Source organism: Brevundimonas sp. TWP2-1, assembly GCF_049897645.1.
Lineage (GTDB): Bacteria > Pseudomonadota > Alphaproteobacteria > Caulobacterales > Caulobacteraceae > Brevundimonas.
In genome coordinates this window covers 1,873,742-1,891,884 of record NZ_JAFCWR010000001.1, presented here as the reverse complement: position 1 = coordinate 1,891,884, position 18,143 = coordinate 1,873,742, and the positions used below count along the sequence as shown (strand labels likewise).

18 protein-coding genes are annotated in these 18,143 nt (G+C 68.6%); 3 read left to right on the top strand and 15 right to left on the bottom strand.

The window, feature by feature from the left end; all coding sequences use genetic code 11:
• Window positions 1–100 precede the first annotated feature (100 nt).
• Window positions 101–2,422, top strand: coding sequence for an ATP-binding protein (locus ACP7BH_RS09360; RefSeq protein WP_425981744.1), 2,322 nt, complete (start codon window positions 101–103; stop codon window positions 2,420–2,422).
• Here the strand turns inward: ACP7BH_RS09360 and ACP7BH_RS09355 are convergent, their stop codons facing one another.
• Window positions 2,423–4,081, bottom strand: coding sequence for a M28 family metallopeptidase (locus ACP7BH_RS09355; RefSeq protein ID WP_425981746.1), 1,659 nt, complete (start codon window positions 4,079–4,081; stop codon window positions 2,423–2,425).
• Between the two features lie 37 nt (window positions 4,082–4,118).
• Window positions 4,119–5,348, bottom strand: coding sequence for a TIGR03862 family flavoprotein (locus ACP7BH_RS09350; RefSeq protein WP_425981748.1), 1,230 nt, complete (start codon window positions 5,346–5,348; stop codon window positions 4,119–4,121).
• 64 nt (window positions 5,349–5,412) lie between these two features.
• On the opposite strand from ACP7BH_RS09350, the gene greA reads away from it, so the two are divergent.
• A complete protein-coding gene (greA, locus tag ACP7BH_RS09345) occupies window positions 5,413–5,892 on the top strand; it encodes a transcription elongation factor GreA (protein ID WP_425981750.1) in 480 nt (159 codons plus the stop codon).
• A 3-nt stretch (window positions 5,893–5,895) separates the two neighbouring features.
• Here the strand turns inward: greA and ACP7BH_RS09340 are convergent, their stop codons facing one another.
• Genes ACP7BH_RS09340 through ACP7BH_RS09285 form a run of 12 tightly spaced genes read right to left on the bottom strand, consistent with a single transcriptional unit; the run spans window position 5,896 to window position 15,814 of the window.
• Complete coding sequence (locus tag ACP7BH_RS09340) at window positions 5,896–6,303, bottom strand: helix-turn-helix domain-containing protein (RefSeq protein ID WP_425981753.1); 408 nt, start codon at window positions 6,301–6,303, stop codon at window positions 5,896–5,898.
• Window positions 6,304–6,318: 15 nt separating this feature from the next.
• Window positions 6,319–7,956, bottom strand: a complete 1,638-nt coding sequence (gene lnt, locus ACP7BH_RS09335; protein ID WP_425981755.1) for an apolipoprotein N-acyltransferase — start codon at window positions 7,954–7,956, stop codon at window positions 6,319–6,321.
• 4 nt (window positions 7,957–7,960) lie between these two features.
• Window positions 7,961–8,410 carry an rRNA maturation RNase YbeY gene (ybeY, locus tag ACP7BH_RS09330; protein ID WP_425981757.1) on the bottom strand — a complete coding sequence of 150 codons (450 nt, stop codon included), beginning with the start codon at window positions 8,408–8,410 and terminating at the stop codon, window positions 7,961–7,963.
• Window positions 8,407–9,393: a PhoH family protein gene (locus tag ACP7BH_RS09325; protein WP_425981760.1), complete on the bottom strand. Its 987-nt coding sequence runs from the start codon at window positions 9,391–9,393 to the stop codon at window positions 8,407–8,409. Before ACP7BH_RS09325 ends, ybeY begins: the two co-directional genes overlap by 4 nt.
• Window positions 9,393–10,835 carry a tRNA (N6-isopentenyl adenosine(37)-C2)-methylthiotransferase MiaB gene (gene miaB / locus ACP7BH_RS09320; protein ID WP_425981762.1) on the bottom strand — a complete coding sequence of 481 codons (1,443 nt, stop codon included), beginning with the start codon at window positions 10,833–10,835 and terminating at the stop codon, window positions 9,393–9,395. The genes ACP7BH_RS09325 and miaB overlap by 1 nt, the downstream gene beginning before the upstream one ends.
• 59 nt (window positions 10,836–10,894) lie before the next feature.
• The gene (locus ACP7BH_RS09315; protein ID WP_159847368.1) at window positions 10,895–11,380 is read right to left on the bottom strand and encodes a Fur family transcriptional regulator; all 486 of its coding nucleotides are present in this window, start codon (window positions 11,378–11,380) and stop codon (window positions 10,895–10,897) included.
• A gap of 27 nt (window positions 11,381–11,407) precedes the next feature.
• Window positions 11,408–11,851, bottom strand: coding sequence for a ribosomal protein S18-alanine N-acetyltransferase (gene rimI, locus ACP7BH_RS09310; RefSeq protein ID WP_425981764.1), 444 nt, complete (start codon window positions 11,849–11,851; stop codon window positions 11,408–11,410).
• A complete protein-coding gene (gene tsaB, locus ACP7BH_RS09305) occupies window positions 11,848–12,531 on the bottom strand; it encodes a tRNA (adenosine(37)-N6)-threonylcarbamoyltransferase complex dimerization subunit type 1 TsaB (RefSeq protein ID WP_425981766.1) in 684 nt (227 codons plus the stop codon). Before tsaB ends, rimI begins: the two co-directional genes overlap by 4 nt.
• A gap of 10 nt (window positions 12,532–12,541) precedes the next feature.
• Complete coding sequence (locus tag ACP7BH_RS09300; protein WP_425981768.1) at window positions 12,542–12,949, bottom strand: helix-turn-helix domain-containing protein; 408 nt, start codon at window positions 12,947–12,949, stop codon at window positions 12,542–12,544.
• A gap of 45 nt (window positions 12,950–12,994) precedes the next feature.
• Window positions 12,995–13,579, bottom strand: a complete 585-nt coding sequence (locus ACP7BH_RS09295; protein WP_425981771.1) for a helix-turn-helix domain-containing protein — start codon at window positions 13,577–13,579, stop codon at window positions 12,995–12,997.
• Window positions 13,580–13,634: 55 nt separating this feature from the next.
• A complete protein-coding gene (locus ACP7BH_RS09290; RefSeq protein ID WP_425981774.1) occupies window positions 13,635–14,195 on the bottom strand; it encodes a NifU family protein in 561 nt (186 codons plus the stop codon).
• Between the two features lie 50 nt (window positions 14,196–14,245).
• Window positions 14,246–15,814, bottom strand: coding sequence for a helicase HerA-like domain-containing protein (locus ACP7BH_RS09285; RefSeq protein WP_425981776.1), 1,569 nt, complete (start codon window positions 15,812–15,814; stop codon window positions 14,246–14,248).
• Window positions 15,815–15,912: 98 nt separating this feature from the next.
• Here ACP7BH_RS09285 and ACP7BH_RS09280 point away from each other — a divergent pair, with 98 nt between their 5' ends.
• Window positions 15,913–17,052 carry an AI-2E family transporter gene (locus ACP7BH_RS09280; RefSeq protein WP_425981779.1) on the top strand — a complete coding sequence of 380 codons (1,140 nt, stop codon included), beginning with the start codon at window positions 15,913–15,915 and terminating at the stop codon, window positions 17,050–17,052.
• Here the strand turns inward: ACP7BH_RS09280 and obgE are convergent, their stop codons facing one another.
• Window positions 17,053–18,099, bottom strand: a complete 1,047-nt coding sequence (gene obgE / locus ACP7BH_RS09275) for a GTPase ObgE (protein WP_425981782.1) — start codon at window positions 18,097–18,099, stop codon at window positions 17,053–17,055.
• Window positions 18,100–18,143: the final 44 nt, after the last annotated feature.

Here is an 18,143-nt window from a genome sequence, read left to right as displayed (position 1 = left end):
CGCAACGGGGCGCGATGACGCGATCACGAGACTGCCGCTTTTTCGCGCGCTTGGGGTATGGTTACCGAATCGGGGCGCAGACCTTTCTCCAGGGACACGAATGGCCGAGGCCGACATCGCCTATGTCGCCACAGCGGGCGCAGCCGGACTGGCCATGGCCGTCAGCGCCTGGGCCTTGCTGTTGCGCGGACGGCTGAACGAGACGGCCGTGCAGGCCGAGCGCGAGCGGATCGAGGCCTTGGCGGACCTCAGCCGCCACGACGCCATGCTGCGCGCCTTTGACGATGTCAGCCTGGCTCTGACGCCGGAGGGTCAGGCGGCCGGGGCGCCCATCGGCTCGGCCGAACTGATCGCGCGCCTGGCGGGCGACAGCGACGAGGTCGGCGCCGCCGTTCTGAGCAAGCTCAAGATCACCCACGACGCCCTGATCGATGCCCTGGTGCAGTCCGGCCAGGCCTTCGAAGGTCTGGTCGCGCTGGACGATGTCGAACCGTGGCGGATCGAGGGGCGCGTCGCGGGCGGTTCGGCCTGGCTTCGGCTGTCGCCCGCGTCGCGCTTCACCCTCACCGGCGCCGATGCGACCGAAAGCGGCCTGGCCATGCTGGGCGACGCCTCGCCCATGCCGACCTGGGTCGTGGACGGGACCGGCAAACTGGCCTGGGCCAACCGCGCCTGGCTGGCCGAGATCAACGCCGAAACCATTGAAGCCGCCATCGAAGACGGCCTGTCGTTCGACCGCGGGGCGGATGCTTTGGTCGCCGAGGCCGCGCGCCTGGGCGTGCGCCAGGAAGGCTTCCGCTGGACGACCGGCGGCGGCGCACGCCGCGCCTGGCGCATCATCGCCGAACCGGCGGGCGGGGGCGCCGTCACAGCCTTCGCCATCGAGGTGACCGAGGCGGAAGAGACGCGCGACACCCTGCGCCGCCACGTCGAAGCCCATGACGAGACGCTGAACCATTTGGCCGACGCCGTCGCCATCTTCGGCCCGCAGAAGCGGCTGGCCTTCCACAATACCGCCTTCCAGACCCTGTTCGACATCGACTCAGCGTGGCTGGACGAACGCCCGACCCATGCCGAGCTTCTGGACCGCCTGCGCCAGCGTCGCAGCCTGCCCGAGGTGGTCGACTACGCCGGCTGGAAGGCGCGCGAGCTTGAGTTCTATGGCGCGTCGGAGGCCTCGCCCGACGACAGCTGGTCCTTGCCGGACGGGCGCACCCTGCGTGTCGTGCGCCAGCCGCACCCGCTGGGCGGCATATTGCTGATCTTCTCGGACATCACCGACGAGCTGAAGCTGCGCAGCCGGTTCAACGCCCAGATCCAGGTCCAGCGCGCGACCCTGGACAAGCTGAACGATGCGGTCGCCGTGTTCGGCTCGGACGGTCGGCTGAGGCTGCACAACGAGGCGTTCGAGACCTTCTGGAACCTGTCGGTCGACCGGATCGCGGCGGCGTCGGACTTCGACGCCCTGGCCGAACTGTGCAAGGCGGTGCTGCCCGATCCGGCCCTGTGGCTGGGGCTGAAGGCGCGCGTCGCCGATCCCGATCCCGAGAGCCGTGTGGCGATTTCAGGCGAGGGCCGCACCGTCGATGGACGCGTCGCCGCCTGGCAGACCCGGCCGCTGCCGGACGGCGCGACCCTGGTCGCCTTCTCGGACGTCACAGCGCGGCGCGGGCTGGAACAGGCCCTGGTTCAGCGCGAACAGGCTCTGGCCGAAAGCCAGGCGCTGAAACGCGAGTTCGTCGGCAGCGTCTCCTATGAGTTGCGCACGCCCCTGACGACCATCGTCGGCTATTCCGAACTGCTGGAGACCATGGGCGACCTGCCAGAACGCAGCCGCCAACACGCGGGCGCCATCCGTATCGCCGCCAGCCAGCTGGCCCGCTCCATCGACGACGTGCTGGACATGGCCCAGATCGACGCCGGCGAGATGGAGCTGTCGCTGGGCGATATGCGCGTCAGCGACCTGCTGAGCCAGGCGGCCGAGAAGGTCCGTGCGCGGGTCGAGGGACGCGGCGCGACCCTGACCGTCTCGTGTCCCGCCGACCTCAAGCCGATCCGCGCCGACGAACACCGTATCGGCCAGGCCCTGGATCATCTGCTGGAAAACGCCGCCCGCGCCGTGTCCGAGGGCGGGGCGGTGGAGCTGAAGGCCGAGACCGGCGCAGCCGAGGTCCGCCTGACCGTGTCCGACACCGGGCGCGGCATCCCCTATCACTTGCAGGCCCACGTCTTCGACCGCTTCGTGCGGCGTGAACGCGGCGGCCCCGGCGTGGGCCTGGCCCTGGTCAAGGCCCTGGTCGAACTCCACGGCGGCTGGGCCGAGGTCGAAAGCGAACCCGGCAAGGGCGCCGCCTTCATCCTGCACCTGCCGCTAGGCGCATCGACGACCGCGGCCGCGCCCGAGCTTCAGCTGGAACTCTAGTTACCTGCGCGAGGCTTTCGACGTATCGCGCGCCGGGCCGAACTCGGCGCCGGCGTTCCATTCCGGCCATTGATCGCTGTCCGCCAGTTCGCGTCCGACAGCGTAGATAAGGGCTGTGTCGGCGGCTGCGGCGTCCATTTTCCACGTCGCATCCCATTCATCCGTGGGCTGATGATAGCGGTTCTGGACATAGTCCCGGCTGGCGGCGCTGGCGCCGGTGAAGCCCGCTGCGGGGAACAGGGCCGGCACGCCGCGCAGGGCCAGGGGGAAGTGGTCCGAGCGATAGAAGGCCCCGGCCTGGGGCGCCGGATCGGCGATCAGGGTGCGGCCGGCCTGGGTCGCGTGGCGGGCCAAGACATCGTCCAGCTGGTTCTTGCCCTTGCCGATGACGACGACATTGGGGTCGATCTCGGTCCCCGGCAGCAGGCTGTCGACGTTGATGTTGGCGACCGTGGTCTCCAGCGGCCAGACCGGATTGGCGGCGTAATAGGTCGAGCCCAAGAGGCCCGCCTCCTCGCCCGACCAGGCGGCGAAGACGACCGACCGTTTGGGGCGCGGACCGTCGGCGAAGGCGTGGGCCAGTTCCAGCAGGGCGGCGACGCCGGTCGCATTGTCCACGGCCGCATTATAGATCTTGTCGCCCTGGGCGTTCGGGGTGCCGACGCCGTAGCCGTCCCAGTGGGCCCCGTACATCACGGTCTCGTCCGGGCGTTCGGCGCCGGGAATGCGGGCGATGACGTTCTTGGTCTCCACCTTGTCGGCGATCTGGCCGAAATCGACGCTCATCGTCAGGCCCGGCAGGATGACGGGCTTGAAGTCGGCGCTGCGGGCGCTGTCCTTAAGGGCGGCGAAATCCAGGCCGGCGGCGGTGAACAGTTCTTCGGCCTTGGCCCGCTGGATCCAGCCCTGGAATGGCGCGCGCTCGGCGTCGGGATCGGCGCGGACGATGTCGAACTTGGGCGCAGCGGACGAATTCTGCAGCACCGACCAGCCATAGCCGGCGCCGTCAGTCTCGTGGACGACCAGCACGCCCGCGGCGCAGCGACGGCCCGCCTCCTGGAACTTGTAGGTCCAGCGGCCATAGAAGGTCATGGCGGCGCCGTCGAACTTGCCCGCCACCGGATCGCCCTCGGGCGCTTGGAAGTCGGGGTCGTTGACCAGGACGACGATGACCTTGCCGCGCACATCCACGTCCTTGAAATCGTCCCACTGACGCTCCGGCGCGGTCGCGCCATAGCCGACGAAGACCACGGGCGCGTCGGTCACGGTGATGTGGTCGGTGGGCCTGTCGCTGGAGACAAGCACGTCCGGTCCGCGTTCCAGGCTGATCGTCCTGCCGCCGACGGTCGCGGCGACGGTCGCCGGACCGTCCTGGCGTGTGCGCGACAGATGGGCGACCTGGACGAAGGCGCCGTCCGGTCCGCCGCCCTCTGCGCCCGCAGCGCGGAACTGTTCGACCAGCCAGGCGACGGTCTTCTCCTCGCCCGGCGAGGCGGGGGCGCGGCCCTCGAATTCGTCCGAGGCCAGGATTCGCACCGACTCGTTCATCCGCGCGGCATCGATGTTCGGCGCGGCCTCCTGCGCCAGGGCGGGGGAACAGGCCATGATCAGGGCGAGGGTGGAAACGGCGGCCCTGAGGCAGAGGGGGGTGTGGCGCATCGGAAACTCCTGATCGAACCGCCCGATCCTGCCTTTCTCAGTCCCGGCTGTCGAGCCAGTCGATGACGCCGTCGGCCGCGACCACGCCAGAGGCGAAACTGGCCTGAAGCAGATAACCGCCGGTCGGCGCCTCCCAGTCCAGCATCTCGCCGGCGACGAAGACGCCGGGTCGCGCCTTCAGCATCAGCCGTTCGTTCACCCCGTCCAGCACCACCCCGCCGGCCGAGGAAATGGCCCGTTCCAGCCCCTGCACGCCGGTCAGGGTCAGCGGCATGGCCTTGATCCGTTCGGCAATGGCGCGGGGTGAGGCGGGCAAGGGGCCGGCTTCGTACAGCAGGGCGACGGCGGCGGGATCGAGCCCGACCGCCTTGCGCAGATGGTTCGACAGGCTGGCCTTGCCGCGCGGCTGGGACAGACGTTCGGTCAACCGCCCGGTCGCCACGTCCGGCTTCAGGTCGATGCGAATCTCGGCTTGTCCGTCCGCCTCGACCGCCGCCCGCAGCACGGCCGGCAGGGCGTAGACGGCGCCGCCTTCGATGCCGTAGCGGGCTATCATCGCCTCGCCGCGCGCCGTCCTGTCGCCGTGGGTGATGGCGACGCCCTTCAGCGGCTGGCCGGCGTACCGGTCGCGCAAAAGCCCAGACCAGGCGACGTCGAACCCGACGTTCGCGGGCCGGAACGGCGCGACTTCGGTTCCGGCCTCTTTGATCCACAGCGCCCAGGCCCCGTCCGAGCCGAGACGCGGCCAGCTTGCGCCGCCCAGGGCCAGGACGACGGCGTCCGGTCGTTCCAGCCCTTCGCCGTCCGGCGTCTCGAACGCCAGCGCCCCGTCGCGCCAGCCGGTCCAGCGCGAGCGGGTGCGGATTTCGACGCCCAACCCCTCTAGCCGCGCAAGCCAGGCCCGCAATAGCGGAGAGGTCTTCATCGCCTTGGGAAACACCCGGCCGCTGGATCCGACGAAGGTCTCCTGTCCCAGGGCCTCGACCCAGGCGGTCAGGTCGGCAGGCGTAAACCGGTCGATCCAGGCGGCGGCCGTCGGCTGGGCAACGCCATAACGGGTGGTGAACCGATCCAGCGGTTCCGAATGGGTCAGGTTGAGCCCGCCGCGCCCGGCCATCAGCATCTTGCGGGCGACCGACGGCATCCGCTCGTGCACCACCACGGTCGCCCCCGCCTGCGCCAGCCGCTCAGCGGCCATCAGTCCGGCGGGACCGGCGCCAATCACATGGACAGTTCGGGAGGGCGTCGGGGGAGGGGACTGTTGCATGGCGTCGCTTTGCGCGCTTGCGGCGGCGCTGGCTATAGGCAGCAGCGTCGCTATGTTCCGTACCATGAGCGTTGCATTCACCCGCGAAGAAGATCTCGAAGCCACCGCCGCCGACCTGGCGGACCGGCCGATCTCGCCCCATCCCAATCTGGTTACGCCGGAAGGGCTGGCGATGATCGAGGTCGAACTGGCCTCGGCGCGCGCCGCCTATACCGCCGCCCAGGTGAAGGGCTCCATCGAGAGCGACCGCACCGCCATGGCGCGCGCGACGCGGGACCTGCGCTACTGGTCCGCGCGGCGAGCCTCGGCCCAGCTGGTCGAGCCGACGCAGGACGACGGCGCCGTGCGGTTCGGCGGCTCGGTCTCGATCGAACGCGAGGACGGTCGCGCCCAGACCTGGCGCATCGTCGGCGAGGACGAGGCCGATCCGGCCGCCGGCTCCGTAAGCCATGTCTCGCCCCTGGCCCGCGCCGTCGTGGGCAAGCGGGTCGGCGACGAGGTGATTGTTGCGGGTCAGTCGGCCGAGATCGTCGCCGTCGGCTAAACCCTAGTTCTGGGCGTCTTCGTCGCCCAGCATCTCACGCATCATGTCCAGGATCAGCTTTTGCTTGCGCGGCGGCAGGCGCGGCGCGAGGCGGGTGATCTCGACGCTGGTCTTGGTCGGGCGGTGCTCGTGTTCGAAGGCCGGCGCCTCTTCGGCCACGCCGACCGAGACGCCGCCATAACCGTCGAAGAAGAAGGGGATGCCGACCTTCATGAAGTCGGCCATTTCGAACAGTTTCGAGGCCGAGACGCGGTTCGTGCCCTTCTCGTATTTCTGGACCTGCTGGAAGCTGACGCCGACGGCCTTGGCCAAGGCGGTCTGGGTCAGGCCAAGGTCCAGACGCTTTTCCTGAACGCGACGGCCGACATGTCGATCGACGGGATGCGGATCCTCGTCCTTTTCACGCGCCATCCGGGTTCCCCTGCTTCAGATCGCCAACCGATTCGAGCGAACCCTAGATCGTAAAATCAACGGCCACAAGGATAGGAGGAACGCCGTTAGAGCAGCCAGGAAGAACGGCCAGTCGCCGAACCGACCATAGGGCGTGATGCCGGTCGGGCGCGGCAGCGGCGCGTCGATCACCCCCATGACGCCGGGGTCCAGCCGCTCGCCGTCCACGATCCGGCCCCAGGGGTCGATCATGGCCGAAATCCCCGTCGGCGTGGCGCGCGCGATGGGCAGGCCGGTCTCGATGGCGCGATAGCTGGCCAAGTTCAGATGCTGGCGCGGGCCGGATGTGGCGCCGAACCAGGCGTCGTTGGAGGCGTTGACGATCCACTCGGGCCGCCCGGCCGCGCCGGGCGTGAAGCCTGGATAGAGACTCTCGTAGCAGATCAGCACCTGCGCCGGCGGCGCGCCGGGGAAGGAGATCGGCGCCGGCGTCGGTCCGGCGGAAAAGTCGCTGGGCATATGCACCAGGCTGCGCAGGCCGATGGAGGTCATGATCGACCCCAGCGGCAAGTATTCGCCAAACGGCACCAGCCGGTGCTTGTCATAGACGGCGGCGACCTTCAGACCCGCCCCGCCTTCGTCGGCCAGGGCGAACAGGCTGTTGTAATAACGGCCGCCCTCCGGCGCCGTCGGGTCCGCCTCGCCGCGCGCCAGACCCATCAGCAGGGTCTGTCCGGGTCGCAAGGCGCCGGCGATGGCCTGGGCGTCGGCCGAGGCGAAGACATCGTTGGCCGAGGCGGGCAGGGCGCCCTCAGGCCAGACCACGACATTGGGAGTGCGCGCCGCCGCCCGACCCGTCAGGGCGACGTAGCGATCGACGATGGAGCGATAGGCCTCGGGCGACCATTTGGTCTCCTGCTTCACATCGGCCTGGACCAGACGGACGACCGTGTCGGTGAATTGCAGGTCGGCTTGCGCCAGCCTGACGGCGCCGAACGTCCCGACGGCGATCAGGGCCAAGGCGCCCAGGCCGGCGGAGATTAGACGGCTGCGTTTCGCGCCCGGTCCGATCAGCGGCGCGAAGGCCGCCGTCGCGGCGACGGTGACGAGGCTCAGTCCATAGACGCCGACGACCGAGGCGAACTGGGACATGCCGCCGCCCGCCCGCCAGGTCGCGCCGGCCGGGTTCCACGGAAAGCCGGTCAGCACATGGCCGCGTAGCCATTCTGCGGCGCAGAACAGGGCCGCGAACAACAGCACCCGAACCGCGCCCAGCGGGGCGAACCGGCGATAGAGGGCGCAGGCGGCGCCCCAGAACAGACCCAGACCGGCCGGCAACAGGCTGGCGGCGAAGGGCGCCATCCACGCCTGTTCGGGATTGACGAAGAACGCCTCGGCCACCCACCAGCAACCGACGAAGAAATAGGCGAAGCCCGCCAGCCACCCCATCCAGAAGGCGCCGCGCACCGTGTCGGACCGCTCCGACAGGATCATCAGCAACGGATAGCCCAACAGGCCGATCAGCACGCCGAACGGAGGATGAGCCAAGGCCGTCCCGGCGCCGGCCAGCAGCGCCAGGGCGATGCGGATCAGACGCCAGGTCAGGGCGCGTTTCTTGTCGGGCAGGGCCCGGATCGGGGCGGCGAAACGGTCCAGCAGGGCGTCGGGAAACATGGGGTCAGTCCTGCCGCTCGGAGGCGTAGGGATCGGCGACGCCGATCTGGGCCAGGATCTCGCGCTCCTCGGCTTCCATCTCCTCGGCCTCGCCGTCGTCTTCGTGGTCGCGACCCAGCAGGTGCAGCACGCCGTGAACGACCAGATGGCTCAGATGATCGGCCAGGGTCTTGCCCTGGGCCTGGGCTTCAGTCGCGCAGACGTCGTAGGCCAGGACGATGTCGCCCAGATGCGGCGCGGCGTTGTCCGGCGCGGGGAAGGACAGGACATTGGTCGGCCTGTCCTTGTCGCGAAACCGCGCGTTCAGTTCGCGAACGCTTTCGTCGTCGGTCAGCAGGACGACGATGTCGCCCTCGACAGTCCCCAAAGCGGCCTTCGCGGCCGTCTCGACCACCGCTTCGACAGGCGGCAGGGCGCCGGCCCACGCCTCGGCCTCGACTTCGATCTCGATCATGCGGGGTCTTCGAGGTCCGGGGCCGGACGGCCCTTTGCCGCGTCGGCGTCATAAGCGCGGACGATCCGCTCGACCATGGCGTGACGCACCACGTCCGAGGCCTCGAACTTGAGAATGCCGACGCCCTTGACCCCGTCGAGGATGCGCAGGGCATGAGCCAGGCCGGAATCGCGCGGGTTCAGCAGATCGATCTGGGACGGGTCGCCCGTCACCACCATCCGCGCGCCCTCGCCCAGACGGGTCAGGACCATCTTCATCTGCAGCCGCGAGGTGTTCTGCGCCTCATCGACGATGACGAAGGCGTGGCTGAGGGTGCGGCCGCGCATGAAGGCGATGGGCGCGGCTTCGATCTCGCCCTTGTCGCGGCGGCGCTGCACGTCCTCGGCGCCCAGGATGTCGTTCAGCGCCTCCCAGATCGGGGCCAGATAGGGATCGACCTTCTCGTTCAGGTCGCCCGGCAGGAAGCCCAGCTTCTCGCCCGCCTCGACCGCAGGGCGGGTGATGACCAGACGGTCCACCTGTCCCCGACGAAGCAGCGAGGCGCCGTAAGCCGCCGCGAGGAAGGTCTTGCCGGTGCCGGCCGGGCCGACGCCGAAGGACAGCTCGCACCGACCCAACATATCCAGATAGGCGGCTTGGGCCTTGGTCTTGGGCACGATGGAGCCGCGCTTGCCGCCCGGAAGCGACACGCCCGCCGCCGCCATGCCCGGCGTGCCCTTGCCGCCGCGCACCTGGCCCAGGGCCGCGCGGACGTCGGCCTCAGTGACCTCGGCGCCCAAAGCGGCGCGCTTGGCCAGGTCCTCTATGACCTGGCGCGCATCGGTGCGGTCGCGCGTGCCGCCGTTGACCGAGACCCCGCCGCCCGGCGCCTCGACCAGCACCTTGAAGGCGTCCTCGATCAGGGCGACGTGACGGCTGTTCGGCCCGACGACCGCACGCAGTTCGGCGTCATTCAACGGGACGAATTCGGATTCTCGCGCCACTAGGCCGCCTTTTCTTTTTGGGCTATCGCCTCGCGCGCGGCGCTCGGCTGCATGAGCCCATTCGGGATTAACCGGCCCATCAGACTGTTCTGCTGGCCCGCAACGATCTCGACCGGAACGATCTGTCCGATCAGATGATCCGCGTCATCGACGTGGACCGATTGCAGATATGGGGATCGACCGATCGCTTGGCGACGGTGGCCGTGTCGGCCGGGCTTGTCGAACAGCACATTCAAGGTCCGGCCCGCCTGGGCGAGGTTGAAGGCGGTCTGCTGTTCGGTCAGCAGGGCGATTAGACGGTGCAGCCTTTCCTTGGCCACCTCCGGCTCGACCTGTTTGTCCATGCCGGCGGCGGGCGTGCCCGGACGCGGCGAATAGGCGAAGGCGAACGCCCCCGCGTAGTTCACGCGATGCACCAGATCCAAGGTGTCCTCGAACTCCCGATCCGTCTCACCGGGGAAGCCGACGATGAAGTCGCCCGCGATGGCGATGTCCGGGCGTGCGGCGCGGATGCGGTCGATCAGGTCGAAATATTTCTGGCGGCCGTGCTTCCTGTTCATCAGCCGCAGGATTCGGTCCGACCCCGCCTGAACCGGCAGGTGCAGATAGGGCATCAGGGCATCCAGCTCGCCGTGCGCGGCGATCAGTTCGTCGGCCATATCGTTGGGGTGGCTGGTCGTATAGCGGATGCGGTCCAGGCCGGGGATCTCGGCCAGGGCATAGGCCAGTTCGGCCAGGGTCGCGGTCTTCCCGTCCGGCCGTTCGCCGTCATAGGCGTTGACGTTCTGGCCCAGAAGGGTGACCTCGCGCACGCCTCGACCGGCCAGTCGCCGCGCCTCCTCCAGCACCGAGGCCATCGGCCGCGACCATTCGGCGCCGCGCGTATAGGGCACGACGCAGAAGGTGCAGAACTTGTCGCATCCCTCCTGCACCGTCAGGAAGGCGGTCGGGCCTTCGGTAAAGCGGGCGGCCGGCAAGGCGTCGAACTTGTCGTCGGGGGCGAAGTCGGCGCCGATCCGCTCGCCCCGCGCCCGCGCCGTGCGGGTCAGAAGTTCGGGCAGCTGGTGATAGGCCTGGGGGCCGACGACGATGTCCACGGCGGGCTGGCGACGCATGATCTCCTCGCCCTCCGCCTGGGCGACGCAGCCGGCGACGGCGATGGTCAGGTCCCCGCCCGTCTCGCGTCGGACGTCGCGCATCTCGCGCAGCTTGCCGAGCTCGGAATAGATCTTCTCGGCCGCCTTTTCGCGGATGTGGCAGGTGTTCAGGATGACGAAGTCGGCGGCCTTGACGTCGTCGGTGACGCCATAGCCCAGCGGGCGCAGCACATCGGCCATGCGCTCCGAATCATAAACGTTCATCTGACAGCCGTAGGTCTTGATGAACAGACGCTTCTCGGGCGCCGCCATCGCTTCGGCCGTTGGAACCAGGGTCTCAGTCATTGCGGGCTTATGATCGCCCATGCCCCTGACGACAAGGCGCGTCCCGACAAGACGGGCGTTCAGCCTGCATCCACATCGGCGGGATCGACCCGCGCAGCGTGGCGCGTGAAGATCAGGCCTTCGCGCTTGGACGGTTCGGCGCCCTCGATCGCCACGCCGTAAAGCTCCAGCTTGTGGCCGATCAGCTGGAAGCCCAGCCGTTCCGCGATCTCGGACTTCAACCGCTCGATCTCGGCGTCGAAGAACTCGATCACCTCGCCCGACTTGGTGTCGATCAGGTGGTCATGGTGGTCGTCGCCCGCCTCTTCATAGCGGCTGCGGCCATCGCCGAAGTCATGCTTCTCGACTACGCCCGCCTCTTCGAACAGGCGCACGGTGCGATAGACGGTGGCGATCGAGATGTGGGGATCGATGGCCGAGGCGCGGCGGTACAGCTCCTCGACATCGGGGTGGTCTTCGGCGTTCGACAGCACGCGGGCGATCACCCGACGCTGTTCGGTCATACGCATGCCGCGGTCGGCGCAGAGTTTTTCGATCCGGTCCATGATCCTAGAATAGGGGCTAGGATCGCATCAGGGAAGCGGCACGTTGGCCTGATCCGCATAGAGATCGCGGCTCATCACCACAGCGTCCGTCCGAGACCCGTCGGCGGCCGCATAATAGGCCTTTCGACGGCCGATCTGACGGAATCCCGCGCGGTCATAAAGGGCGCGGGCGGGGGCGTTGTCCTCTGCGACTTCCAGGAACAGCCGTGCGGCGCCGCCTTTCGTCGCGGCGACGGCCGCCTCTTCGACCAGACGATGCCCCAGGCCCTGACGGCGGGCCGTTGGAAGGACCGCCAGGGTCAGGATTTCAGCCTCGTCCAGCACGATGCGGATCAGGACGAAGCCGTCGGATTCCGCGATCGCAACGACGCCGGGCTGGGACAGCAGTTCGGCGAACTCGCCCGCGCTCCAGGGCGCCGCAAAGGCTTGGGCGTGAAGGGCGGCAAGGGCGGCCGGGTCCGATGCGGTCATGACGCCGGTTGGCGCGGCTGGCCCGGCAAGCGGGTGGGCGGGGTGGCGTCGGGCGCGCGCAGGTAGAGCGGGCGGGGCGGATGCATCGCCGGATCGGCGGCGGCGGCGGCGAGACGAGCCAGGGCTTCGGGCGACGGGGCGACGCGGTCGTCGATACGGGCGAACTTCAAAGCCGGGAAGGCTTCCGCCAGCACGGCTGCGCCATTGCCGATCAGGGCGACGTTGGCGCCGATCTCGGCGACCCGTCGCGCCGCCTCTTCCAGCGACAGGGCTTCGTCCGGTCCAAGCGCCGAGCCGTTCGTGAACAGCCGGGCGTAAACCTGACCCCGTCGGGCGTCGATCAGGGCCGCGACCGGCCCTGCTGCGTCATCAAGAGACGCGGCGAGGGCGTCCAGCGCGGAAATGCCGACAACGGGCCGATCCAGCGCCGCGCCCAGGCCCTGAGCGAAGGCCAGGCCGACACGCAAGCCGGTAAAGGATCCCGGTCCGACGGTCACGGCGATCCGATCCAGGCTGTCGAAACCGCCGCCCGCCTCGGCCATCACGTCGCGAACCAGGCCGGCCAGCCGTTCCTGATGGCCCTTGGTCATCGGTTCGAACCGCACGGCCAGGGGGCGGTCGTCCTCGAACATCGCCGCCGTGCAGGCGCCGAGCGCCGTATCGATCACCAGAAGTCTCATGAACGGCCTTCTAGGCCGCTCTGGCGAGAACCTCCACCAGTCGCGTCAGGGCTTGGCGCACCGCGCGGTCGTCGATGCGGGAAAAGCCGTCGGCCATGGCGCGTCCCTCGGCCGTCGCGGCCAGGGACCGGATCACCACAAGCTCAGGCGTGTCGCTCTCGTCCGCCCGATCCGGAAAGAAGGCTTCGACGGGAAGTCCCAAGGCGAGGGCCAGGCGATGCAGACGCGCCGCCGAAATGCGATTCTTTCCGCCCTCGTATTTCTGAAGTTGCTGGCAACTGACGCCGACCATCTCGCCAAGAGCCGTTTGGGACAGTCCGAGCGCCGTGCGCCGCGCCATGATCCGTGCCCCGACCAGAACGTCCAGAGGCTCGACCGCGCGCGCCGTCTTGCGTGTTGTGGCATCCGTCTTATCCATAAAAGGACAGTTTCACAACCTTACCGAGAATGCAACGTTTTCGTTTCATCGCTCCAATCTGGCGATGACGGCGGAAGTTTTCAGGATCAGGCGCCGCTCGATCATCTCGACCTGGTCCAGCCCGCCCGCGCCCCGCACGTGCATATGTTGGGCGTCCGCCGTCTCGAACAGCCGCACCCGCGTCGTCCCGTCCGTCATCTCGATCACGCAGCCCTGACCCTGGCGGGGCCACAGACCGGGTTCGCACTCCAGCACGACGCCTGGTTCGGCCCAGGGCGAAAGATCGGCGTTCCGAACCTCGATCCGGGTCCGGCGGGGGGGGCGGCCTTCAAAGGCCCGTCCCCGGCCTTCCACGCCCATGGGATCGGAGGCCGCCGTCGACCGTTCGGTCTGGCCGGACAGAAGCAAGGCCAAGGCGTCGGGACCGGAGTCGAGCGCGCCGGTCAGGCGGCGTTGCACGTCGGGCCGGAACAGGCCGGGGCGTCGGCCGGATTCGTAAAGGCCCCAGCCTTGGCTGGTCATGTTCACCCGCGCGCCCGCCTCGGCCTGCGACAGGCCGCGCTCGCGACGCAGGGCGGCGAGCGCCTCGCCGAGGCGTAGAACTTCAGGATCAGGAACGAAGCGTGGCACCAACTTAAGATGGCGCCCGACGGCGTGTCTGGCGAGGACGAAACCGTTCTGTCGATCAAATGGTCTGCTCGACCCGCGTCACTTCGGGCACATAGTGGCGCATCATCTGTTCGACGCCGGCCTTCAGCGTCGCCGACGACGAAGGACAACCGGCGCAGGCGCCGCGCATCCGCAGGTTCAGCACCCCGGTCGATTCGTCGAAGGAATCGAACAGGATGTCGCCGCCGTCCTGGGCCACGGCCGGGCGGATGCGGCTGTCCAGCAGGGCCTTGATCTCGGCGACGATCTCGCTGTCGTCCTCGGCATGGCCGTCGGCCTCGGCGCTCGCGCCGCGCGTCAGCGGTTGGCCCGAGACGAAATGATCCATGACGACGCCCAGGATCGGCGCCTTCATCTCCGACCAGTCCGGCCCTTGGGGCTGGCGGGTGACGGACACATAGTCGGCGCCGAAGAAGACGCCATCGACGCCCTCCAGCTCGAACAGGGCCTCGGCGAGTGGAGAGGCCGTCGCCTCGTCGATGGTGCGGTATTCCAGCGCGGCGGCCGGCGAGACGTCGCGGCCGGGCAGGAACTTCAGCACGTTCGGATTGGGCGTGGGTTCGGTCTGGATGAACATGGGCGGGAGATGCGCTCGCCCCCGCCCCGTTGCAAGGCCCCGCCCCGAACCTAGCGCCGTTTCAGCCCGCCCAGGATGCCGCGCATCAGCTCGCGGGTCAGGGTCGAACCGGCGGTGCGCAACACCGACTTGGTCAGGGCCTCCATCGGGGTCTGACGGTTGGAGGCGCGGGCGCGCGGAGCCGGCGCAGCACGGGGCGCGACGCGGGCCTGCTCCCTGGCCCGTTCCTTTTGCGCCTTCTCGTCAGCCTTCGCCTGAATGTCGGCGGCCTTGGCGGCGTCGGCCTGGGCCTTCGCTTGAGCCTGGGCCTGCGCTTCCGCCTGATCGGCGGCGGTGTGGCGATTGGCCAGGATTTCGGCGGCGGACTCGCGGTTCAGCACCTGGTCATACAGGCCGCGCACGGGACTGGCGGCCATGACGGCGGCGCGTTCGGCGTCGGTGGCGGGGCCCAGGCGCGAGGCGGGCGGGCGGATCTTGGTGCGGGCCACGATGGTCGGCGCGCCCTTTTCGTCCAGCACCGAGACCAGGGCCTCGCCCACGCCCAAGCCCTGAATGGCTTCGGCCGTGTCGAAGGCGGCGTTGACGCGGAAACTCTGCGAGGCGGCCTTCAGCCCCTTCTGTTCCGACGGCGTATAGGCGCGCAAGGCGTGCTGGATGCGGTTGCCCAACTGGGCCAGGACGCTGTCGGGAATGTCGGCCGGGTTCTGGGTCACGAAATAGACGCCGACCCCCTTGGACCGGATCAGGCGGACGACCTGTTCGACCTTTTCCAGCAGGGCGCGCGGGGCGTCGTTGAACAGCAGGTGAGCCTCGTCGAAGAAGAAGACCAGGCGCGGCTTTTCCGGGTCGCCGACCTCGGGAAGTTGCTCGAACAGTTCCGACAGCAGCCACAGCAGGAAGGCCGCATACAGGCGCGGGCTGTTCATCAACCGGGTCGAATCCAGCACATTGACCTGGCCCCGCCCGTCCAGGCCGACGCGGATCATGTCTTCCAGCTTCAGCGCCGGTTCGCCGAAGAAGGCGGCCCCGCCCTGTTGCTCGACCTGCAGCAGGGCGCGCTGGATCGAGGCGATGGAGGCGGGGGCGACATTGCCGACCTCGCGCCCGATCCGGTCTGCGTTCTCGCCGAGATAGACCAAGAGGCTGCGCAGATCGTCGAGGTCGAGCAGCAGCAGGCCTTCCTTGTCCGCCACGTGGAAGACGACGGTCAGCACGCCTTCCTGCACGTCATTCAGGTTCAGCATCCGCGCCATCAGCACGGGGCCGATCTCGGACACGGTGGTGCGGATCGGGTGGCCCTTCTGGCCATACAGGTCCCAGAAGACGGTTGGGGCGGCGCGGGGCGTCAGGGTCAGGCCCATCTCGGTCGCGCGGGCGACCAGTTTCTCGTTCGGCGTTCCGATCTGCGAAATGCCCGACAGGTCGCCCTTCACGTCGGCGCAGAAGACCGGAACCCCGGCGTCGGAAAACCCCTGGGCCATGATCTGCAATGTGACCGTCTTGCCCGTTCCGGTCGCGCCGGCGACGACGCCGTGGCGGTTGGCGCGGTTGAACAGCAGGCTTTCCGGCTGGTCGGCGTCGGACTGGCCGAGGAACAGGCCGGGCAGGGCGTCGGGCATGAGGGTCTCCGATGGCGTCTCGGCGAAAGGTCTAGCGCGTTCCAAACGCGCTCGGAACAGCGATTGACGCCGAAGCCGAGCGGTTCGACAACACAGACATGAAAAGCCCCGTCGCCATGCCGTCCTCGGCCGTGTCCCGCAACGCCCTGGGCGTCATCGCCACCGTGGCGGCGGGGGCGGCCATCTACTGGCTGCGGGACATCCTGACCCCGCTGGCCATGGCCATCTTCCTGCTGATCATGATCGACGGGGTGAAACGCTCGGTCGAGGCGCGCACGCCGCTGAACAGTCGCATGGCCGGGATCGCGGCCCTGACCCTGGTGGTGCTGGCCTTCTTCGCCTCCATCGCCATCATCGTGAACGGCGCGGCCAGCTTCTTCGGCGAGGCGTCGGGCGTGTCCCAGAATATCGGCCCGCGCATCGATCAGATCATTCGCGACGTCTATGGCGTCGTGCGGCTGGCTAATCCGCCGACGGCCCAGGATCTGATCAACGGTGTCGATGTGCGCGGTTACCTGACGTCGATGGCCTTCCAGGTGCAGGGCATCGCTTCGGGCGCCTTTTTCGTCCTGATCTATCTGGGCTTTCTCCTGGCTTCCCAGATCGGGTTCCGGCGCAAGATCATCGCCATGTTCCCGTCCGAGGCCCAGCGCGACGAGGCCGTGGCGGTGTTCCAGCGTGTGCGCGGCGGGGTCGAGGGCTATATCTGGGTGCAGTCGGTGACCGGGGCGATGATCTGCGTCGTGGCCTGGATCCTGATGCGGGCCGTGGGGCTTCAGAACGCCGAGTTCTGGACCTTCGTCATCTTCATCGTCGGCTTCATCCCCGTGCTGGGCGGGGCGGTCGCCGGCCTGGCGCCGCCGCTGTTCGCCCTGGTCCAGTTCGAAAGCTACTGGCCGGCGGCGGTGCTGCTGGTCGGCCTGCAGGTCATTCTGTTCGTCGTCGGCAACTTCATCCAGCCGCGCATGCAGGGCGACAACCAGAACATCGACCCGGTCGTGGTGCTGCTGGCCCTGGCCTTCTGGGGCAAGATGTGGGGCGTGGTCGGCATGTTCCTGTCCACGCCGCTGGCGGTCATGGCCATGGCGATCCTGGCCGAGTTCAAGGGCTCGCGCTGGATGGCGATCCTGCTCTCCGGCGACGGCGAACCCTATGCGGATGAGACCAAGAAGACCTCAGCGTCGAAACCGAGCCGTCGCAAGCCCCGGCCCAAGCCGGAACCTGCGCCGGAAGTCTGATCAGGGCTGCCAGCCGCTGGTCTGGTCCGCGTCGCTGTCCCCGGCCAGGGCGCCGCGCGTCTTCTTCACCTCGGCCCAGGCGGCGCGGAGCAGGGCGGGGACGCCTTCGCCCGACACGCCGGACACCAGCATGGGCCGACGACCAGCGACGGCTTCCAGCTCGGCGGCCTTCTCCTCGCGCGCCTCCGGCGTCAGGGCGTCGATCTTGTTCAACGCCAGGATCTCGGCCTTGTCGGCCAGGCCCTCGCCGTAAGCCTCCAGTTCGCTGCGAATGATCCGGTAGGCCTCCGCCACATCGTCCTGGGTGCCGTCGATCAGGTGGATCAGGCTGGCCGAGCGTTCGACGTGGCCCAGGAAACGCGTGCCGAGCCCAGCGCCCTCGCTGGCGCCCTCGATCAGGCCGGGAATGTCGGCGATGACGAACCGCTCGGACGGCGACAGGTCCACCATGCCCAGGTTCGGCGCCAGGGTGGTGAAGGGATAGTCGGCGATCTTGGGCTTGGCGGCGCTGGCGGCCGACAGGAAGGTCGATTTGCCCGCATTCGGCAGGCCCGCCAGACCGATGTCGGCGATCAGTTTCAGCCGCAGCCAGATCCAGCGTTCCTGGCCCTCCTGGCCGGGGTTGGCGTAGGTCGGCGCCTGGTTGGTCGGCCCCTTGAAGCGCACATTGCCCCAGCCGCCGTTGCCGCCCTTCAGCAGCAGTTCCATCTTGCCTGGCGTGTCCATGTCCAGCAGGACGGTTTCCTTGTCCTCGTCCAGCACCTGGGTGCCGACCGGCACCTTCAGATGGATGTCATCGCCCTTGCCGCCGTGCATCTGGCGGCCCTGGCCGTGGTGGCCGGTCTGGGCCTTGAAGTGCTGCTGGTAGCGATAGTCGATCAGGGTGTTCAGCCCATCGACGGACTCGATCCAGACATCGCCGCCGCGCCCGCCGTCGCCGCCGTCCGGGCCGCCGTTGGGAATGAATTTCTCGCGTCTAAACGACACGGAACCGCCGCCGCCGTTGCCGGAGCGGATGTAGATCTTGGCCTGGTCGAGGAACTTCATCGCGGGCTTATGCCGCAGAAGCGCGGCAAATTACAGACCTGCGC